This is a genomic window from Arthrobacter sp. HY1533, assembly GCF_027568515.1.
Lineage (GTDB): Bacteria > Actinomycetota > Actinomycetes > Actinomycetales > Micrococcaceae > Specibacter.
This window is the reverse complement of the sequence record NZ_JANKZF010000029.1, coordinates 48,593-66,385: the sequence shown is the minus strand read 5'-3', so window position 1 is coordinate 66,385 and position 17,793 is coordinate 48,593. Positions and strand designations below refer to the sequence as shown.

The window sequence follows — 17,793 nt, the reverse complement described above, 5'->3', positions numbered from 1 at the left end:
CTGGCCCTCATACACCGGTGGCGTCGCATACTCCGGTGCCTCCGGGGGCCGGGCAGGGATCTCCCACGGCTCCAGCCGTCGACCCCACCAACCCACACCACCAGTAACACCACCCCCGCCAGCAGTCTCGCCGGCAGCAACCGACGGCCCTGGAGGGTCCGGCTGCTCCGGGGCGTCCGGCGGCTCCGACTGCACCAGCGTCATGGGTGCATCCGGTATGTCCGCAGCATCCGGAGGTTTTGGATCATCCGGTGGCCCTGGCGGGTCCGCTGATTCCCCTGGGGCTGGTGGTGGGCCTGGCTGTGCCGTCGCCGTGGCGGTGGAGGGGAACAACCCGGCCAGGCCGCCCAGCTCGTCCAGGAGGCTGGTTTGCCCCGCGCAGCCATCAACCTCGCTGCCAGCCCCGCCGCCGTCCGCGATAGTTGGGCCTGTGTTGATGGTGTCGATGTTTTTGTGTTTGTTGGGGTTGGTGAACCCGTCCAGGGCGGCCATGAGTTCCTCATGCTGCACAAGTGTCACGGCCCCGTGGAAGCTGATCAGCCCGTTACGGGGCTGGTGGAAGAACAATCCTTGTTTCGCGAGCAGCTCGGCATGGCTGGGCTTGTGCCCGTCCGGGTCAATATGGCCCAGGATCTGGTTCCCGACCGTGCGCACAAAATCCGGGCCCTGCACCCGTGCGGTGTCCACCAAGGACTCTTCCACCTGTTCGAGGGTCTCGGCACTGATGCGCCCCTCGGCCGCCAAGCGGTCAGCGTCGGCCAGGTAGCGGGTGACCATGCTGGCCCGTTCCTGGGACACCGCCCCGGAAAAGAAGGCTTCTCCCAATACCGGGTGCGCCACCGGCGCCACGGCCCCGCTGATCCCATCGACCACCGGCAACACCACCTGGGCGAGTTTCAACCGCCGGCTGGCCTCGGAAGCGCTGAGCTGCAGCGCATCCACCAGCAACCCCACCGGCCCGCGCGATCCCGACTCGGCGAAACGGCCGGCCGCGACCCGGCGCCCGAGTTCCCCGGCCACTTGGACCGCCAGCGCCTGGCCCATGCGCAGCGACGCCTCCACATCCTGCGCCCAGCCCAAACACTGCGCATCCGTCAACGACGCCACATCCATCACCACCGACCCCGGCAACACCCCACCAACGCTGCCGTCCGTGCTGCCAGCATCGGAGTTGGTGGCGCCGTGTCCAGCCAGGGCGTGGGCGAGATTCAACAACTGGCGGACATGCCCACCAGCCCGTAAAACCCCTGAACCAGGAGCCGGTTCACCCGGCCTCCCCGCCGCTGTTTCCATGCCTTAATTCTAAATCCAGGCACTGACAAACAAGCCCAAACCAGCCCCGATGTGCACAACTACCGCCCCAGAGCCCCTGTGGAGGAACAGACACCACAAAACAGGCAAAACGACTTTGTCGTTGGGACGGTCAACACACATCCACGGCGCGAGCGCCGAAGAACCCTTGGTCAGATTGGTTGTGGATAACGTGCTGGCGTGTTTTCGAGTGCAGTTGTATTTTGGTACCAAGCCAGCCGCAACGGATTCAACGGGGAAGCCGCTGCTACTTCATGGACTTGGGGGCAGGCGATGAGGGACAGCTACACGAAAAACAAACAGCGCCTCACAAAATCCAGGGGATTCGTGCCGGCCGTGGCCCTAGTAGTGGTCGGCCTCTTGACGCTGACCGGCTGCAACTCACCGGGTGGAACCGTCGACCCAACCGGCACAGCCACCGCTCAAGCGACCTCCTCGGCGGCAGTCACCACTTCGCCACCACCGACCACTGCAGCTCCGATTTACAAGCCGGCGACTGACCGGGGCCCCGCTGAAAACGTCCCCGTCCCCGTGTTGCCAGCAAAGGCCAAGGAGTTCAGCAAAGAAGGGCTGATTGCATTTTCAGAGTACTGGTACGAGACTCTCGGGTACGTGTACGAAACCGGCGATTCGAACCCCATGATGGCGGTGACAGGCGCCGGTTGCAAGACGTGCTCATTTATCAACGAGCCCGTGAGCGGTTGGTACACGTCTGGTGGTTGGATCGTGGGTGGGCAGATGACGGTACTTGAGACAACGAGCTCATTTGTAGAAACGGCAGGCGGAGCGTACCAAGCCTTGCTGCTCGTAAGACAGGCGAAGGTCACCTACTACTCGGCCGACGGCAGCATCGCGCAGGAGCATCAGCAGACCATTGCAAAGACGAACCTAGTCGAAGCCAGTTACACCAATGGGGCCTGGACAGCTCGAACCGCAGAAATCTTGAAGCGGAGCTAAGTGTCATGGAGAGAGGGCCCTCATTCATAGTATGTGGCGCGGTCGTATTCCTAGTTGCCTTGTTTCAGCCGCTGACCGTCGCTACGGCGAAAGTCGACCTGCCCAATTGGGACGATTCCGAGATCACTGTTGATGCAAGAGAAGCCGTCGGAGACGGAACGTTTTCACCAGAAACACCATCGACTGGTCCAGGAGACCCTCGCAAGTATGAATTCCGCCTTGCCTGCACTCAGGGCGATATTGTAATTTTTGAGGCTTGCCGAGACGTGATGCCAGCTTGTGCTTCAGGTGCCAACAGCCCGGACGGCAAGCCAGGCACGGCAATCTATTGGTACTACTCCGACCCCGCATTCAGCCCACCGGTGTGGACATTCCTTTCAGGCCCCGAGTGTGTCTTCGGCGAGAAGCCGCGCGATGTCTTGGCCGAGATTGCCGGCCAGATTGCCCACGAGTTCCAGCGGACACCAATCGCCGCGGCGAAAATCGGCAGCCAGCCCGGGCCGCACACGCTGCGGGGAAAGGAAACCAACGTCTGGGCCGACGCAGCCACCCAGACGTTCAACCTGACCATGATTGGCCAAAAAGTCACCATCACCGCAACCCCGGTCGCCTACACCTGGGACTACGGGGACGGCACAAGTTGGGGTCCAACACCGATACACGGCGCGCCCTTGCATGAGGACCGCATCGGCGAACAAACGCAAACAAGCCACGTGTATGTGGCAACCGGCCGGCTGGCCATCAACCTGACCACCCATTTCAACGGCACCTACACCGTCAATGGCGGACCCGAACTTCCGATCTCGGGCCAGGGCAACATTCCCTCGCCTGCCTTGCCGCTGACCGTCTGGCGGGCCGAAACGCACCTCTACGCCGACAATTGCTTCCAAAATCCCCGCGGCGTCGGCTGTTGAAGAGCCACTTAAACGCAGGACGGCGGCACCCAAGCAGGGTGCCGCCGTCGCCAGCCCAGACCAGCTATCGCTTGGACGAAGCCTTGGCCCGCTGGATCAGGATCTTTTCGTCAATCGGCGCCTCGGAGCTCGCGCGCAGCCGGCGGTAGTAGTCTCGGGCCTCGTCCTGGCGCTCACGCTCAATGCCCGTGGCAATCGTGGCGCGCAGGTGCTCGGGGCCGTAACCGAATGCATCGACCAGGTCCAGGGCATGCGGGCGCAGCTTTCCCAGCACCCGGTTGATGTAGGGCGCCAGTGTCCGGGCGCGCTGCATGGAGATGCGGCCGTTCATGAGGTACCAGTCCAGGTGCTTTTCAATCAGCGTCAGGCCAAACAGGTCCCGAAGGCGCGTCATGACCCGCAGTGTGCCTTCGTCCTCGATGCGCCCCAGCGCCGAGGTAAATGCCTCCCACTGCAGCAGCTCGGCATGCGCCCGGGCGGCCTCAATCAGGTTGTTCTGGTTGTCGTTGAAGATCTCCGCGCCCTTGTCCTTGGGCAGCTTGGCAGCTTCCTTCAGTGCGGCGGCAACCTCGGAAACCATGGTCTGGACGCGGTCGGCCAGCATCTGGCGCTGCGTGTCCACATCCTTCAGGGCCTTGGCGGACTTTTGCGCGGAACCTGTGTCGGCCACGAACTGGGCGGCCTGGCGCAGGCCAGTCTTGTTGATGGTCAGGTCTGCCGCCTGCACGGCAACAAAGCGGGCCAGCACACCGAAGTCCAGGTTGCGGAACTCCTTGCCGTAGTCGGCCAGCAGGCGCTTGGCAACGAGCTGCAGCAGCACGGTGTTGTCGCCTTCAAAGGTCGCGTACACGTCGAGGTCGGCCCGCAGCGAGGTGAAGCGGTTCTCCACCATGAAGCCGGCGCCGCCGCAAGCTTCGCGGCATTCCTGCAGGGTGTCCAGGGCATGCCAGGTGCTGAGTGACTTCAGCGCGGCTGCAAGTGTCTCAAGGTCCTGCCTGTCCTCGTCCGTGTCATGTGCCCCGGAGAACACGTCGTCGAACTTCACCAGCAGTTCCTCGTGTGCAAACGCTGCCGCGTAGGTCGAGGCGAGCAGCGGCAGCAGCCGGCGCTGGTGGCGCTGGTAGTCCAGCAGCACCACTTCCTCAGTATCCGAGGCCGCGTTGAACTGGCGGCGCTCCGTGGCGTACTGGATGGCAATCTTCAGGGCCACTTTGGACGCCGCCACTGCCGCGCCGTTCAGGGAAACCCGGCCCTGAACCAGTGTTCCGAGCATCGTGAAGAAGCGGCGGCCGGGGCTGGAGATGGGCGAGGAGTACGTGCCGTCCGGAGCCACGTCGCCGTAGCGGTTCAGCAGGTTGGTGCGCGGGATCCGCACGTGGTCAAAGGCCAGCCGGCCGTTGTCGATCCCGTTCAGGCCGCCCTTGATGTTGTCGTCACGGCCCTGGATGCCGGGCAGGAACTCCTTGGTCTCGGGGTTCCGGATGTCCACGTAGAACGCGTGCACGCCGTGGTTCACGCCCTTGGTGACCAGCTGGGCAAACACGACGGCGGCCACACCATCCACCGCGGCGTTCCCCAGGAATTCCTTCCAGGCAGCCGCGAACGGGGTGTTGATGACGAATTCCTGTGCATCCACGTCGTAGCTGGCCGTGGTGGCGATCGATGCAACATCGGATCCGTGCCCGATCTCCGTCATGGCGAACGCGCCCGGAATGTCCAGGTTCATGATGCCCGGCAGCCACTTGTCCTGGTGTTCCTCGTTGCCCAGGTGCAGCACGGCCGAGCCGAACAGGCCCCACTGCACGCCGCCCTTGATCTGCAGGGACGGATCGGCAATGACCAGTTCCTCAAATCCGGCAACGTTGCCGCCGTGGTCGTCGCTGCCCCCAAGCCTCGTGGGGAAAGCGCGGTGGACACCGTCCTTCTGAACCAGGATGCCCAGCTGTTCAAACACGCGCTTGCGGTGTTCGGTGTGGGTCAGCCCCTCGATCTTGTGAAGCTCGGGCAGGCCGGCCAGGCGCCGGGCCTCGAGCCGGACATCTGCCCAGCGGCCCAGGAGCAATTCGCCGAGGGCTGCAACGTCAACGCCTGTGTTGTCGCTGGTGGCGGCGGCGGAAACGGGGGTCATTACATTCGTCATGATTTTCCTTCTGCTGCTGATGTTGAAAGGGAATGCGCGGCGGGGGAGACCAGGTGCCCCACGCCGTCGAACAGCCACGCTGCAATCTGTCCGGCCATTGCCTCAGAGCCCGGCTTGCCCGGGCCGTCCGGGGTCTGGAGCCACAGCTCACCGGCCGTGCGCACCAGGCCGATCGCCGCCGTCGGCCAGTAGCCAAGCAGCGGGGAGTCGGAATCGCCGAGCAGGTGCTTGAGCGGCTCCGTGATCATGCCGGTCACGGAATCGAAGAAGCCGCTCAGCTCGCCCTGCTGCCGTGTGTCCCCGTCCGTGGGGATCGTGGAGAAGAAGTAGACGTTCGGCGAAGTCTGGGCCATCTGCAGGTACGCCGCGACCATGGCTGTGACGCCCTCGCGCGGTTCCGTGGCTCCCTGGCGGGCGGCCGCAATCCGCTCCTGCATTTTGCGGATGACAACGGTGCCAACAGCCTGCCGCAGTCCCGACTTGTCGCCAAAGTAGCGGTAGAACACCGACTTTGACGTGCCCGCGGTGGCTGCAATGTCCTCCATGGAGGCGTCCGGGCCGAGCTTGTGAATGGCCCGGCGCGTGGCCTTGATCAACTCACGACGGCGTTCCTCGCGGTGCGCCTCCCACCTCACCGATCGCCCGTCCAGGGCGGGCACGGCAGGGGTTGTCGCAAAGCTGCCGGAAGCCGGCGCCTGGGGGGAGGAGGGCGGCTGAACCGCCCCGCGCTGTAACGTGTTCACGATACCCAGCGTATCAGGTACGCTGGGTATCAGTAACAGACGGTGTTCCCGAAGGAGAGAGTTCCATGTCAAACCCCACAACCGCCGCATCATCCGGCGCGGCCCAGCTTCCCACCCTGCGCAAGGCAGTGGTTGTGGGCGGAAACCGCATCCCGTTCGCCCGCACGGGCGGCGCCTATGCGCATTCCTCCAATCAGGACATGCTGACGGCCGCCCTCGACGGACTCGTGGCCCGCTTCGGCCTGGCCGGTGAGGAAATTGGTGAGGTGGCAGCAGGCGCCGTGCTCAAGCACTCCCGCGACTTCAACCTCACCCGCGAGGCCGTCCTCGGCTCGGCGCTTGCCGCCACCACCCCCGCCTACGACCTCCAGCAGGCCTGCGCCACGGGACTGGAAACTGTCCTGGGACTGTCCAACAAGATCAAGCTGGGGCAGATTGACTCCGCCATTGCTGGCGGCGTGGACTCCGCCTCCGATGCGCCGATCGCCGTCAGTGAGGGCCTGCGTGCCATCCTGCTGGACCTCAACCGCGCCAAGACCACTGGCCAGAAGCTGAAGATTCTCAGCCGCATCCGCCCCAAGGACCTGTCCCCGGACGCGCCGTCAACCGGCGAACCCCGCACGGGCCTGTCCATGGGCGAACACCAGGCACTCACCACCGCCCAGTGGAAGATCAGCCGCGAGGCCCAGGACGAACTGGCCCTGGCCAGCCACAAGAACCTGGCCGCCGCCTACGGCCGCAATTTCTTCGATGACCTGGTAACCCCCTTCCGCGGCCTGTCCAAGGACTCCAACCTGCGCGGCGACTCCACGCTGGAAAAGCTGGCCTCGCTCAAGCCCGTGTTCGGCAAGTCGCTGGGTGCCGCCGCCACCATGACGGCCGGCAACTCGACACCCCTGACCGACGGCGCCTCCACCGTGCTGCTGGCCTCCGAGGAATGGGCTGCCGCCCGCGACCTGCCCATCCTGGCCGATGTGGTGGACGGCGAAGCCGCCGCGGTTGACTTTGTCCACGGCAAGGACGGCCTGCTCATGGCTCCCGCCTTCGCCGTGCCGCGCCTGCTGGCCCGCAACGGCCTGACGCTGGCTGACATTGACTACTTTGAAATCCACGAGGCATTCGCCGGCACAGTGCTCAGCACCCTGGCCGCCTGGGAGGACGAGGAGTTCGGCAAGACCCGCCTTGGCCTTGACGGCGCCTTCGGCACGGTGGACCGAAGCAAGCTCAACGTCAACGGCTCCTCACTCGCCGCCGGCCACCCCTTCGCAGCCACCGGCGGGCGCCTCGTTGCCACCCTGGCCAAGATGCTGCACGAACGCGGCCAGGTGGACGGCCGCCCCGCACGCGGACTCATCTCGGTCTGCGCCGCCGGCGGCCAGGGCGTCGTCGCCATCCTGGAAGCACGGTAACCCGATGACCACGCACAGCAACGGCGCACGCGAGAAGGCCGACAAGTACACCGAATTCGTCAGCCGCGGCTTCGGCCGCGACCTGGCCAAACGCCTGGGCCTGCCGCAACCGGCCATCCTGCGCCGCTACAACCCCGGCGCTCCCCTCATCGAGGGCCCCGTCCTGGTGATGGGCCAGGGCGCCGGGTCCGACGACGTCGCCAAGGTGCTGCTCGACTGGCACCAAGACGTACGCCGGCATGCCACGCCCAAGGAAAAGCTGGGCGCCATTGTGGTGGTCCTGGACGAACTGGGCCACCCCGAACAGCTCTCGGCACCCATGCTGGCCGTAGGCGCGGCGCTGCGTGACCTCAACAAGAACGCGCGGATCGTCACCATCTCCCGGCCAGCCCTCCCAAGTGACGCACCCGCCATTGCCGCGGCCCGCAACGGAGTGGACGGCATTGTCCGCTCCGTGGCCAAGGAGCTGCGGGCGGGCGCCACGGCCAACGGCATCCTGCTGGCCAACGGCATCGCCGCAGACTCCCCGAGCGCCATGGCGTCCCTGCGCTTCTTCCTCTCGGGCCGTTCGGCGTTTGTTGACGGCCAGTTCCTCACGGCATCCGCCGTCGGCGAAGTGGCCGGCGACTGGGACAAGCCGCTCAACGGCTGCGTCGCCGTCGTCACCGGCGCTGCCCGCGGGATCGGTGCGGCCATTGCCCGCACCCTGGCCCGGGACGGCGCAACCGTCATTGCCGTTGACGTGCCGGCCGCGGGCGACCACCTGGCCGCCGTCGCCAATGACATCCACGGCACGGCGCTGCAGCTGGACATCACGGCGCCCGACGCCGGGGAGCGCATCCTGGACCACGCCATCTCCCGCCACGGCAGGCTCGACATCGTGGTGCACAACGCCGGCATCACCCGCGACAAGCTGCTGGCCAACATGGATGCGGCCAAGTGGGACTCGGTCATTGCCGTCAACATTGCCTCGCAGCTGCGCATGAACGAGGCGTTCCTCGCCAGCGGCGACTTCGGCGGGAACGCTAGGATCATCAGCGTCGCCTCCACGAGTGGCATCGCCGGCAACCGCGGCCAGAGCAACTACGCGGCCTCCAAGGCCGGCGTCATGGGCATGGTGCGTTCCACCGCGCCGCTGCTTGAGGCACGCGGCGGCACTGTCAACGCCGTGGCCCCCGGCTTCATTGAAACAGACATGACAGCCAAGATCCCCTTTGCGACCCGCGAGGTGGCCCGGCGCCTGAACAGCCTGCAACAGGGCGGCCGGCCCGGAGACGTGGCCGAGGCCATCGCGTTCTTCGCCCAGCCCGCGGCTGCCGGCGTCACGGCCAACGTGCTGCGGGTGTGCGGGCAGAACCTGGTGGGGCAATGAGCGAGGACACCCAGCTGAACGAAATGCCGTCGCTGTCGAAGCTGTATGTCAACGCCGCGGCCACGGCCGCCCGCAGCAGGCTCATGCGCTCGGAGCCCGTGGTGGCCCTGCCCGCACGGGCCGTGGAGGTGCGCGGCGTGCGCGCCGACCTGGCAAAGGTCACCGAGTTTGCCCACCTCATGGGGGAGCCGGCCCGCGACGTGCTGCCCTCGGGGTACCTGCATGCCTTTGCGTTCCCCGTGGCCATGTCGGTCATGGTCCAGGAGGACTTTCCGCTTCCCCTGCTGGGCATGATCCACCTGCGCAACCAGGTGGAGCACTTTGCCCCTGTCCTGTTCACCGACGAACTCTCGGTGCGGGCCTGGGCAAGGGACCTCACGGGCCACCGCAGCGGCACACAGGTGCAGCTCGTGGCCGAGATCCACAATGCCGACGGCACCGAACTGCTGTGGCGGGGCGTCTCCACCTACCTGGCCAAGGGTGTGTTCCTGCCCGGGCTCGACAAGCCCGGCGCCACCGCGGGGCGCACGGATTTTGTGCCGCCCGTCCCGACGGCGCAGTGGCGCCTGGGCGTGGACACCGGGCGCGCCTATGCCGCGGTGTCGGGGGACTTCAACCCCATCCACCTGAGCGTGCTGAGCGCAAAGGCCCTGGGCCTGCGCCGCTCGATTGCCCACGGCATGTATGCGGCCGCCCGCGTCCTGGCAACGGTTCCGCCGTCCAAGCCGGACGCGTTCAGCTGGGATATCTCCTTTGACTCGCCCATCTTCCTGCCGGCCACCGTCTCCCTTGAGGTGCTGGACCGCAGGGCGGACGACGGCGTGTGGCTGGGTTCGGAGTTCACGGCGTGGAATGCGCACACCGCCCGGCGCTATTTCAGCGGCTCGGTGGCAGCCGGCTGCCCCTGAGCGGCCGTCAGTTGTCCATGGAGTCTTCGTAGGGGTAGGCGGCGATGACCGCCTGGATGCGGTCCACAGCCGCCCGGTCCAGGCTGGAGGGGTGGACGCCGTGCCAGGCCCCCACGGCCACATCGCCAAAGTTGTGGCCGTGGGAGGCAGGCACGGCCTCGCCCATGAACATGTCAAACGCCACCTGCAGGTAGGTCACCAGCGGGATCCAGCGCATTGAGTCGCTGACGTCGGGCGCGCGTCCTCCGCCTGCCGCGCTGCCCTGCAGCCAGTCCGGCCTGTCCCAGATGAGCCGCGGCGTCAGCCAGGTGACGGCGTCGGTGCCGTGCTGCAGGTACGCGATGCGGCCGGGTTCCCAGGCCCCCTGGATCTTGGCGAAGTCGCCGTTGTTGGACAGCCAGCGCACATTGCGGCCGCCGTCGAACTGCGGCTGCCACACGGGTGAGCCCGTGTCGCGCTGCGCCTGCAGCGTCCCCCACGGCTGGGAGTTGTTGGGGGCGCCCGAGAACACCGCCCCGCTCACACTTTGGGTCAATTCCCCGACTCCGGAAAAGGCGGACTGCATGCCCGAGGCCCCGAGGCTCAGGCCGTAGACAAGCAGTGCGGGCCGCGTGGCGGCGGGCAGGGTGTCCCATTCGGCCTTGACCGCCTTGTACAGCGCCTGGGCGGAGTCGCGGGGGAGGTCCTGGTGGAACAGGAACGACACCCAGCTTGGCTGGTATGAATACTGCATGGACACGATGGCGGTGTCGCCGCCGTGCAGGTACTCCAGGGAATCGACGGCCTGCCGTTCCAGCCAGCCGGAGCCGGTGGGTGTTGCAACCATGAGTGTGCCGCGGCCAAATCCGCCGGTGCGCTTGAGTTCCGCCACGGCAACCCTGGCCCGGGCCTCCATGCTGTCCTCCTGCGCAGATCCCACGTAGACACGCACAGGCTCCTTGGCCGGATGGCCTGTCACCTGCCCAATTTGTGCAGCCGTGGGTCCGCCGCCCACAAACGCGCGGCCCTGCATGCCCAGGCTGTCCCAGCTGGCGGCCGAGTCTGGGCCGGCGGAACGGAATTCCCCTGAGGGTTCCGAGATGCCCTCAGGCGTGGTGCCGTTGCGCGCCGAGTAGACGGCGTCCGTGCCGATCAGCGCCGCCGACACAACTAGGGCCAGCACAAGAACCGCTGCAGCGGTCCCCGCCAGCAGGCCGCCTGCCGTGGCCACCCCGGGCCGTGATCCCGAGGCAGGCAGGGCACGCCGCGTCCAGCCGCGTCCCAGTGCGGCCATGCGCCGCAGGCCCCTTTGGGCGCCAAAAACCAGGGCCGCAACAATCAGGGCGACGGCCATAAACGCCACGACGTCGAGCCCGTCAACCGGCGGCATCTCCACCATGGCGCGGACCTCGTTTTGCCAGCGGATCACGAGCCTGCCCAGAAGCAGTACGTACAAGGCCACGGCGGCAAGTGCGGCGGGCCAGGCCCAGCGCGGCAGGGGAGCAGGAGCGGACCGGGTGGTCGCCGCGGAACCGGCGGACCGGCGTCGTGCCATCCCCGCAGCAGCAAGGCGCCACAGCCACGAGGCACCAAGCCAGGCGAGCCCAAAGGACAGCCCGGCCAGGAATCCCTGGAACGTGGCCGGGCGCGGCACCAGGGACGGTGTCAGCGCCAGGGCAACGGCTGCGCACCCTGCAATGGTGGCGGCGAGCGTGGAGGCCCGGGTGTGCGGCATGAAAAGTTTCCCTTGCTGGGTGGATTGAAAAGCCCAGACTATCCGCTTCAGGAGCCCAGGGACCGCCGCCTGGACGTGTCCACCTGGCTGTTGACGGTGGCCATGGTTCCGGCGAGGCTGCCCGCCGAGTGGGCTGCCCGGGAACCCATGGACATGGCCTGGCTGCGGGCCGTGCGCAATTGGGGGTAGAGCTCGGCCACCTTCGCATCGGCACGGTCGCGGCGGCTGGCCAGGACCAGTTCGTTGCCGGGACCTGCCGCGGCGACCTCGCTGCTGTAGGCGGCCTCGATCCGGCCGGCCACCGTGGAAAGGAACCCCAACTGGAACTGGCGCCGCTCCAGCGTCCGCTCATGCGTGGACAGGAAATCCTTGTAGGGGTAGTCCAGCCACCACGCGGCCATGGCCGATTCCAGCTGCAGCCGCAGGGAGGCAAAAAGGCGCAGGACCTGGGTCACATCGGACTCCGCACCAATGAGATACAGCAATTTCCGAGAGCTGGTGGTGGCCTGCAGGACCCGAACGTTGTTGAAGGCCAGCGCAATGTGGGTGAATCCGCGGGCCTGGCCCACGCGGTACTGCCCCGTGAACTCGACGCGTTCCTCCACCATTCGCTCCTGCGGGCGCCCGGAGCTGCGGGCCTCGGCGTCGATGGCAGCCTGTTCAATGCCGTAGCGGACCATGAGGCGCTCGGCGTGCTCCTGGAAGGCCAGGGCCTCGGCGGGGAAGGGCGTTGACTCGGCCTTGGCCAGCAACTTGGTGATGAGCTTGAGCGTCCTTGAGGACTTCCGGGCCGCATCCTGGTGCGTTTCCCGTTCAGTTTCCATGATTGGCTCCTTACTCTATGAGTTGCCTCACATTCCCGTGGACCATTCGTGCAGGGATGCAAAAAACTCCCTGGGAACCGGAGTTCCCAGGGAGTCATTCTGTGCGCGGAGGGGGACTTGAACCCCCACCCCGTTTCCAGGACTAGCACCTCAAGCTAGCGCGTCTGCCATTCCGCCACCCGCGCAGGTGATCGCAGCGAACCGGTTCTTCCTTTCGGTTGAATCGTTGTCCGCCGCAGCAGCGATGAAAACAATAGCACGACTTTTGCGCAAAACAACAATCGAGGGTTCCGGGTCCGTTTTTGACCCCCTGCGGGCACCAAAACAGGCCAAAAGGTAGGCTGGGATCCACGCCACAGCACTAAGGAGTTATTTCGTGAGCACCCTCAGGCCCGAAGATGAAGTGGCCGGCATCTGCGCCGACCTCATCCGTTTCGACACCAGCAACTTCGCCGACAACGAGGGCCCGGGGGAGCGGGCCATTGCCGAGCACACGGCCGCCCTGATTTCCGAGGCCGGACTCTCACCCGAGCTGTACGAGTCCTCCCCGGGGCGCGCCAACGTGGTCACCCGCATAGAGGGGTCTGATTCCTCCCTGCCGGCCCTGGTGGTCCACGGCCACCTGGACGTCGTGCCCGCCCAGGCCGCCGACTGGAGCGTTAACCCCTTCGGCGGCGAAATCCGCGACGGGTTGATCTGGGGTCGCGGCGCCGTGGACATGAAGGACATGGACGCCATGATCCTTTCCGTCATGCGTTCCATGGGCCGTGAGGGGCGCAAGCCCAAGCGGGACATTGTGTTTGCCTTCTTCGCCGACGAGGAAGCGGGCGGCACGTACGGCGCCCGCTGGTCCGTGGACAACCGTCCCGACCTTTTCGAGGGTGCCACCGAGGCCATCTCCGAGGTGGGCGGCTTCTCCACCGAGATCAACGGCAAGCGCGCCTACCTGCTGCAGACGGCCGAGAAGGGCCTGGCCTGGCTGCGCCTGACCGCACACGGCCGTGCCGGCCACGGCTCGCACATCAACACCGACAATGCAGTGACCCGCCTGGCCCGGGCCGTCACCCGCATCGGCGACCACGAATGGCCCATTGAATACACCGACACCACCCGGGCCTTCCTGGAGGGCGTCTCCGAACTGACCGGCATCGAATTTGACGAGGGAAACCCGGACACGCTGCTGAGCCAGCTGGGCACGGTGTCCCGCTTTGTGGGTGCCACGCTGCAGAACACGGCCAACCCCACGTTCCTCAAGAGTGGATACAAGGCAAATGTGATTCCCGGCACTGCCGAGGCCATGATTGACATCCGCACACTGCCCGGACAGCACGAACAAGTGCTGGAGCTGGTCCGTGAACTGGCCGGCGAGGGCATCGACATCTCCACGATCCACAACGACGTCTCCCTCGAGACACCCTTCGCGGGAAACCTGGTGGACGCCATGATTGACTCCCTGCACTCCGAGGATCCCGGCTCCACGGTGCTGCCCTACACGCTGTCCGGCGGCACTGACAACAAGTCACTGAGCCGCCTGGGCATCACCGGCTACGGCTTTGCCCCGCTGCAGCTGCCCCCGGAGCTTGACTTCACCGGCATGTTCCACGGCGTGGACGAGCGCGTGCCGGTGGACTCGCTGAAGTTCGGAGCCCGCGTCCTGGACCGCCTGCTGAGCAACTACTAGGGGCATGGGAATGGACCTGAACGAACTCCTGCCCGATGAGCTCCTGGAGCGCTTCCGCGACCGCGCGAAGGGCTACGACGAACGCAACGAGTTCTTCCACGAGGACCTGGCCGAGCTGAAGGCGCAGGGCTACCTGCGCATGTTTGCCGCAAAGGCCGACGGCGGACTCGGCTATGGCCTCGAGGCGGCGGCTGCCGCCCAGCGCAGGCTGGCAACGGCCGCCCCGGCCACGGCGCTTGCCATCAACATGCACCTGGTGTGGACCGGCGTCGCCCATCTTTTGCGCGGGCGCGGGGATGACTCCCTGGACTACGTGCTGGCGGAGGCCGTGGCGGGGGAGGTGTTTGCCTTTGGCAACTCGGAGGCCGGCAACGACTCAGTGCTCTTTGACTCCAACACGGTGGCGCAGCCCCTGGCCGACGGCAGCTACTCCTTCACCGGCACAAAGATCTTCACCTCGCTGTCGCCCGCATGGACGCGGCTGGGCATCTTCGGCAAGGACAGCACGGGGGAGGAGCCCGCGCTGGTGCACGCCTTCATCACCCGTGAAACACCCGGCTACACCATCAAGGATGACTGGAACACGCTGGGCATGCGCGCCAGCCAGTCAAACACCACAGTGCTCGACGGCGTTGTGGCGCCTGCGGAGCGCGTTTTCCGGAAACTTCCCGTGGGACCCAATGCCGACCCGCTCATCTTCGCCATCTTTGCGTGCTTTGAGACGCTCCTTGCCGCCGTGTACACGGGGCTGGGGGAGCGGGCCCTGCAGATCGGCGTGGCCAATGTGAAGCGGCGCATGTCAAAGAAGTCCGGCAAGAGCTATGCGCAGGACCCGGACATTCGCTGGCGCATCGCCGATGCGGCCCTGGCCATGGACGGGCTCTACCCGCAGCTGGAATCGCTGGCCCGGGACATTGACGGGCAGGTGGACCACGGGGCGCAGTGGTTCCCGAAGATGGTGGGGCTGAAGGTCCGTGCCACGGAAACGGCACGCACCGTGGTCGACTTGATCATCCGCGTCAGCGGCGGCGGCAGCTACTTCGCCGGCAATGAACTGGGCCGGCTGTACCGCGATGTGCTGGCCGGGATGTTCCACCCCTCCGACGACGAGTCGGCGCACTCAACCATCGCCAACGCGTGGCTGGGGCCGATCGAGCCGTAGGCGGGCCGGGGCGGGCCTAGTAAATATCCAGGGTCCGCTCCACCCGCAACACCCGCCGCCGCATGAGGTATTTCCGCTCGCCACCCATGTACAGGGTGCTGCGCTCAAGCTCCCACCTGCCGTACTCGGCATGTTCGCGCAGCCGCTGGTAGGCGCCCGGAACGGACTCGCCCACGGGCAGGGTGATGACAAGGTATTCGTACTGCCGCAGGGGCGCCCCGCGGCCGGTCAGTGCCGGTTTCAATGTTTCCTTCATGGACTGCCCTTTCCGCCGGATGCCTTGCTGGTTCCGTGCACTTCCAAAGCTACCCCGTACGGTGCCCGGGCGCGCCCCACAGACGCACGAGTTGCACGCGGCCAGCGGCGAAAATCCAGTGGCGGGAGGGGACTTTCAACTTGGCCTGCACACTGGTACCGTCAATCGCATGAGCATCGATCCCCGCGCAGCCCTGAGTGCCCTGACCACAGCCCTGGAAGAACACCTCGTGGCCGCCTCAGCGCGCCGGGGTGAGGAAGACCCCATTGTCGAGGCCACGTTCCTTGGCATCATCGACGCCTTTGAGGCGTACGAGGAAGCATTGTTTGACGCCTTTGACGAGGTCACCCCGCTGGTCATCTACGGGGAGGACGGGGAGGAGTCCGAGGACTTCCAGGACGATGAGTCCGAAGACGTTGACGAGGAAGAATCCAGCGCCGCCGGCAACTAGCAGGCGCGCGTGAACCGGGCCCGTCCCTTCATGGGGGCGGGCCCGCTCTATGCCACGGGCACTGCCGCGAGCTGTGAAACCTCGCGCAGCACGGTCTCAATTTGTTCCGGCAGGGGCGCCAGGGTGGCGGCAAGAATATCCTTCAGCTGCAGCTGCGTGCGCGGTCCCACCACGGCCGTGGACACGCCCGGGTGCTCCAGCAGCCAACTCAGGGCGACATCCAGCGGTGTGCGCTGCAGTCCCTTGGCAGCGGTGGCCAGCGCATCCGTGATGCGGGCCGGCCGCCCCTCCAAATACTTCTCCACATAGCCTGCCGTGGCGGTGTCGGCGGCCCGGGAATCCGACGGCACCTGGCCGCGGTACTTTCCTGTCAGGGCGCCGCGGCCCAACGGCGCCCAGCACATGAGCCCGGCACCGACATGTTCGGCGGCTGGCAGGATTTCAGCTTCTGCCCCTCGCGCCAGCAGCGAGTATTCCACCTGGTTGGCCACGAGCGGCACATCGCACAGTGTCGCCGCGCGGGCCAGCTGCCAGCCGTTGTAGTTGGACACGCCCGCGTAGCGCACGCGCCCGCTGTTGACGGCCGATTCGAGGGCGCCCAGTGTTTCCTCGAGGGGAACGTTTTCGTCCCACACATTCGCCAGCCACAGGTCAAGGTGGTCGGTGCCCAGGCGGGCCAGGGTGGCGTCGAGCGCGGCGAGCATGGCCCGCCGGGATGTGTCCACCATGCGCCGCCCGTTGCGGTGGCCCACGCCGGCCTTGGAAACCAGCACCAGGTCGCTGCGCGGGACCACATCGCCCAACAATTCGCCAATGATGGCCTCGCTGCGGCCCTCCTCGTAGCTGCCTGCCGTGTCCACTGTGGTGCCGCCGGCGTCCACAAAGTCGCGCAGCATTGCCCGGGCGGTTTCCGCATCCGTTCCATTGCCCCAGGTCATCGTGCCCAGCGCCAGTTCGGAGACGCGCAGCCCGCTCGTCCCCATGAATCGTTGTTCCATACCTGCAAGCTTACGGTTAACTTCCTGTGCACTTGGTGCAGCGCCGCGGCACGTAACGCGGGTTGCTGCGCATGCTTTAGGCTAAAACGCGTGAACTGGTTTGAAGCAGCCTTCCTGGGCCTCGTGCAGGGCCTGACAGAATTCCTCCCCATCTCCTCAAGCGCCCACCTTTTTGTGGTCGGAAAGTTCCTGCCCTCGGGCGAGGACCCGGGTGCCGCCTTCACGGCGGTCAGCCAGCTTGGCACGGAAACAGCGGTGCTGGTGTTCTTCTGGCGTGACATTGTCCGCATCATCAAGGCCTGGTGGGGCTCCCTGCGGGGGCGGCTGCCGCGCACCGACCCCGACGTCCGCATGGGCTGGCTCGTCATCATCGGCAGCGTCCCCATTGCACTGCTCGGCGTTGTCTTCCAGAGCCACATTGAATCAACGCTGCGCAACCTGTGGATCGTGGCCACGACGCTCATTGTATTTGGCCTCATCCTGGCCGTGGCGGATGCCATCGCCACGCAGCGCCGCGACCTGACGCAGCTCTCCTACAAGCACGGCATCATCTTCGGATTTGCCCAGGCCCTGGCGCTCATTCCGGGTGTCTCCCGCTCCGGCGGCACCATCACGGCCGGCCTGCTCATGGGTTACAACCGAGAAGCAGCCGCCCGCTACTCATTCCTGCTGGCCATCCCCGCGGTCTTCGGCAGCGGCTTCTATGAGCTGTACAAGATCTTCGCCAAGCATGACGTCGCCTCCGAGGCCCCCTTTGGCATCGGCGAAACCGCCCTGGCCACAGTGATCGCCTTCGTGGTGGGCTACCTCATCATTGGCTGGTTCCTGAAGTTCATCTCCACCAAGAGCTTCCGCCCCTTTGTCTGGTACCGGATCGGCCTGGGCGTGCTGCTGTACATCCTGCTCGGCACCGGCACCATCACCCCGTAGCGCGCGCGGGGTCCCTCGGAGGT

16 protein-coding genes and 1 tRNA gene are annotated in these 17,793 nt (G+C 66.1%); 9 read left to right on the top strand and 8 right to left on the bottom strand.

Annotated features, from left to right (window positions below; genetic code table 11):
- A partial coding sequence (locus PCK14_RS16715; RefSeq protein ID WP_333474365.1) for a DUF222 domain-containing protein occupies positions 1-1,215 on the bottom strand: 1,215 nt, incomplete at its 3' end.
- Positions 1,216-1,491: 276 nt separating this feature from the next.
- On the opposite strand from PCK14_RS16715, the gene PCK14_RS16710 reads away from it, so the two are divergent.
- Together PCK14_RS16710 and PCK14_RS16705 are read left to right on the top strand one after the other, a co-directional pair.
- Positions 1,492-2,268 (top strand): DUF6318 family protein, encoded by a 777-nt coding sequence (locus PCK14_RS16710; RefSeq protein WP_269939646.1) that lies wholly within the window; start codon positions 1,492-1,494, stop codon positions 2,266-2,268.
- A 59-nt stretch (positions 2,269-2,327) separates the two neighbouring features.
- On the top strand, positions 2,328-3,182 hold the full coding sequence (locus PCK14_RS16705) for a PKD domain-containing protein (RefSeq protein ID WP_269939645.1): 855 nt from the start codon (positions 2,328-2,330) through the stop codon (positions 3,180-3,182).
- Between the two features lie 64 nt (positions 3,183-3,246).
- Here the strand turns inward: PCK14_RS16705 and PCK14_RS16700 are convergent, their stop codons facing one another.
- Together PCK14_RS16700 and PCK14_RS16695 are read right to left on the bottom strand one after the other, a co-directional pair.
- On the bottom strand, positions 3,247-5,322 hold the full coding sequence (locus PCK14_RS16700) for an acyl-CoA dehydrogenase family protein (RefSeq protein WP_269939644.1): 2,076 nt from the start codon (positions 5,320-5,322) through the stop codon (positions 3,247-3,249).
- Complete coding sequence (locus PCK14_RS16695; protein WP_269939643.1) at positions 5,319-6,065, bottom strand: TetR/AcrR family transcriptional regulator; 747 nt, start codon at positions 6,063-6,065, stop codon at positions 5,319-5,321. The genes PCK14_RS16700 and PCK14_RS16695 overlap by 4 nt, the downstream gene beginning before the upstream one ends.
- A gap of 65 nt (positions 6,066-6,130) precedes the next feature.
- Between PCK14_RS16695 and PCK14_RS16690 the strand changes: the two genes are divergently transcribed.
- The 3 genes from PCK14_RS16690 to PCK14_RS16680 are packed head-to-tail and all read left to right on the top strand — an operon-like array spanning position 6,131 to position 9,754.
- A complete protein-coding gene (locus PCK14_RS16690) occupies positions 6,131-7,474 on the top strand; it encodes an acetyl-CoA C-acetyltransferase (protein WP_269939642.1) in 1,344 nt (447 codons plus the stop codon).
- Positions 7,475-7,478: 4 nt separating this feature from the next.
- Positions 7,479-8,846, top strand: a complete 1,368-nt coding sequence (locus tag PCK14_RS16685) for a 3-oxoacyl-ACP reductase (protein ID WP_269939641.1) — start codon at positions 7,479-7,481, stop codon at positions 8,844-8,846.
- On the top strand, positions 8,843-9,754 hold the full coding sequence (locus tag PCK14_RS16680; RefSeq protein WP_269939640.1) for a MaoC/PaaZ C-terminal domain-containing protein: 912 nt from the start codon (positions 8,843-8,845) through the stop codon (positions 9,752-9,754). The genes PCK14_RS16685 and PCK14_RS16680 overlap by 4 nt, the downstream gene beginning before the upstream one ends.
- Before the next feature lie 7 nt (positions 9,755-9,761).
- On the opposite strand, the gene PCK14_RS16675 is transcribed toward PCK14_RS16680, so the two are convergent.
- The 3 genes from PCK14_RS16675 to PCK14_RS16665 all read right to left on the bottom strand — a co-directional run bounded on the left by PCK14_RS16675 (position 9,762) and on the right by PCK14_RS16665 (position 12,477).
- Positions 9,762-11,468, bottom strand: coding sequence for an alpha/beta-hydrolase family protein (locus tag PCK14_RS16675; protein WP_269939639.1), 1,707 nt, complete (start codon positions 11,466-11,468; stop codon positions 9,762-9,764).
- Between the two features lie 47 nt (positions 11,469-11,515).
- The gene (locus tag PCK14_RS16670; RefSeq protein ID WP_269939638.1) at positions 11,516-12,292 is read right to left on the bottom strand and encodes a DUF2786 domain-containing protein; all 777 of its coding nucleotides are present in this window, start codon (positions 12,290-12,292) and stop codon (positions 11,516-11,518) included.
- Positions 12,293-12,394: 102 nt separating this feature from the next.
- Positions 12,395-12,477: transfer RNA gene (locus PCK14_RS16665), tRNA-Leu, on the bottom strand.
- Positions 12,478-12,668: 191 nt separating this feature from the next.
- Between PCK14_RS16665 and PCK14_RS16660 the strand changes: the two genes are divergently transcribed.
- Positions 12,669-13,973 carry a M20/M25/M40 family metallo-hydrolase gene (locus PCK14_RS16660; protein ID WP_269939637.1) on the top strand — a complete coding sequence of 435 codons (1,305 nt, stop codon included), beginning with the start codon at positions 12,669-12,671 and terminating at the stop codon, positions 13,971-13,973.
- A gap of 10 nt (positions 13,974-13,983) precedes the next feature.
- Positions 13,984-15,135 carry an acyl-CoA dehydrogenase family protein gene (locus PCK14_RS16655; RefSeq protein WP_269939636.1) on the top strand — a complete coding sequence of 384 codons (1,152 nt, stop codon included), beginning with the start codon at positions 13,984-13,986 and terminating at the stop codon, positions 15,133-15,135.
- A gap of 16 nt (positions 15,136-15,151) precedes the next feature.
- Here PCK14_RS16655 and PCK14_RS16650 read toward each other — a convergent pair whose 3' ends face one another.
- Complete coding sequence (locus tag PCK14_RS16650) at positions 15,152-15,391, bottom strand: DUF5703 family protein (protein ID WP_269939635.1); 240 nt, start codon at positions 15,389-15,391, stop codon at positions 15,152-15,154.
- 169 nt (positions 15,392-15,560) lie between these two features.
- Here PCK14_RS16650 and PCK14_RS16645 point away from each other — a divergent pair, with 169 nt between their 5' ends.
- Positions 15,561-15,842: a hypothetical protein gene (locus PCK14_RS16645; protein WP_269939634.1), complete on the top strand. Its 282-nt coding sequence runs from the start codon at positions 15,561-15,563 to the stop codon at positions 15,840-15,842.
- A 47-nt stretch (positions 15,843-15,889) separates the two neighbouring features.
- Here PCK14_RS16645 and PCK14_RS16640 read toward each other — a convergent pair whose 3' ends face one another.
- The gene (locus tag PCK14_RS16640; RefSeq protein WP_269939633.1) at positions 15,890-16,840 is read right to left on the bottom strand and encodes an aldo/keto reductase; all 951 of its coding nucleotides are present in this window, start codon (positions 16,838-16,840) and stop codon (positions 15,890-15,892) included.
- Positions 16,841-16,930: 90 nt separating this feature from the next.
- On the opposite strand from PCK14_RS16640, the gene PCK14_RS16635 reads away from it, so the two are divergent.
- On the top strand, positions 16,931-17,770 hold the full coding sequence (locus PCK14_RS16635; RefSeq protein ID WP_269939632.1) for an undecaprenyl-diphosphate phosphatase: 840 nt from the start codon (positions 16,931-16,933) through the stop codon (positions 17,768-17,770).
- Positions 17,771-17,793: the final 23 nt, after the last annotated feature.

What these genes read in the sequence shown, in the direction of transcription:
- PCK14_RS16700 (WP_269939644.1), bottom strand. Translation starts at nt 5,322, where the DNA reads ATGACGAATGTAATGACCCCCGTTTCCGCCGCCGCCACCAGCGACAAC.
- PCK14_RS16690 (WP_269939642.1), top strand. Translation starts at nt 6,131, where the DNA reads ATGTCAAACCCCACAACCGCCGCATCATCCGGCGCGGCCCAGCTTCCC.
- PCK14_RS16685 (WP_269939641.1), top strand. Translation starts at nt 7,479, where the DNA reads ATGACCACGCACAGCAACGGCGCACGCGAGAAGGCCGACAAGTACACC.
- PCK14_RS16680 (WP_269939640.1), top strand. Translation starts at nt 8,843, where the DNA reads ATGAGCGAGGACACCCAGCTGAACGAAATGCCGTCGCTGTCGAAGCTG.
- PCK14_RS16675 (WP_269939639.1), bottom strand. Translation starts at nt 11,468, where the DNA reads ATGCCGCACACCCGGGCCTCCACGCTCGCCGCCACCATTGCAGGGTGC.
- PCK14_RS16670 (WP_269939638.1), bottom strand. Translation starts at nt 12,292, where the DNA reads ATGGAAACTGAACGGGAAACGCACCAGGATGCGGCCCGGAAGTCCTCA.
- PCK14_RS16655 (WP_269939636.1), top strand. Translation starts at nt 13,984, where the DNA reads ATGGACCTGAACGAACTCCTGCCCGATGAGCTCCTGGAGCGCTTCCGC.
- PCK14_RS16650 (WP_269939635.1), bottom strand. Translation starts at nt 15,391, where the DNA reads ATGAAGGAAACATTGAAACCGGCACTGACCGGCCGCGGGGCGCCCCTG.
- PCK14_RS16645 (WP_269939634.1), top strand. Translation starts at nt 15,561, where the DNA reads ATGAGCATCGATCCCCGCGCAGCCCTGAGTGCCCTGACCACAGCCCTG.
- PCK14_RS16640 (WP_269939633.1), bottom strand. Translation starts at nt 16,840, where the DNA reads ATGGAACAACGATTCATGGGGACGAGCGGGCTGCGCGTCTCCGAACTG.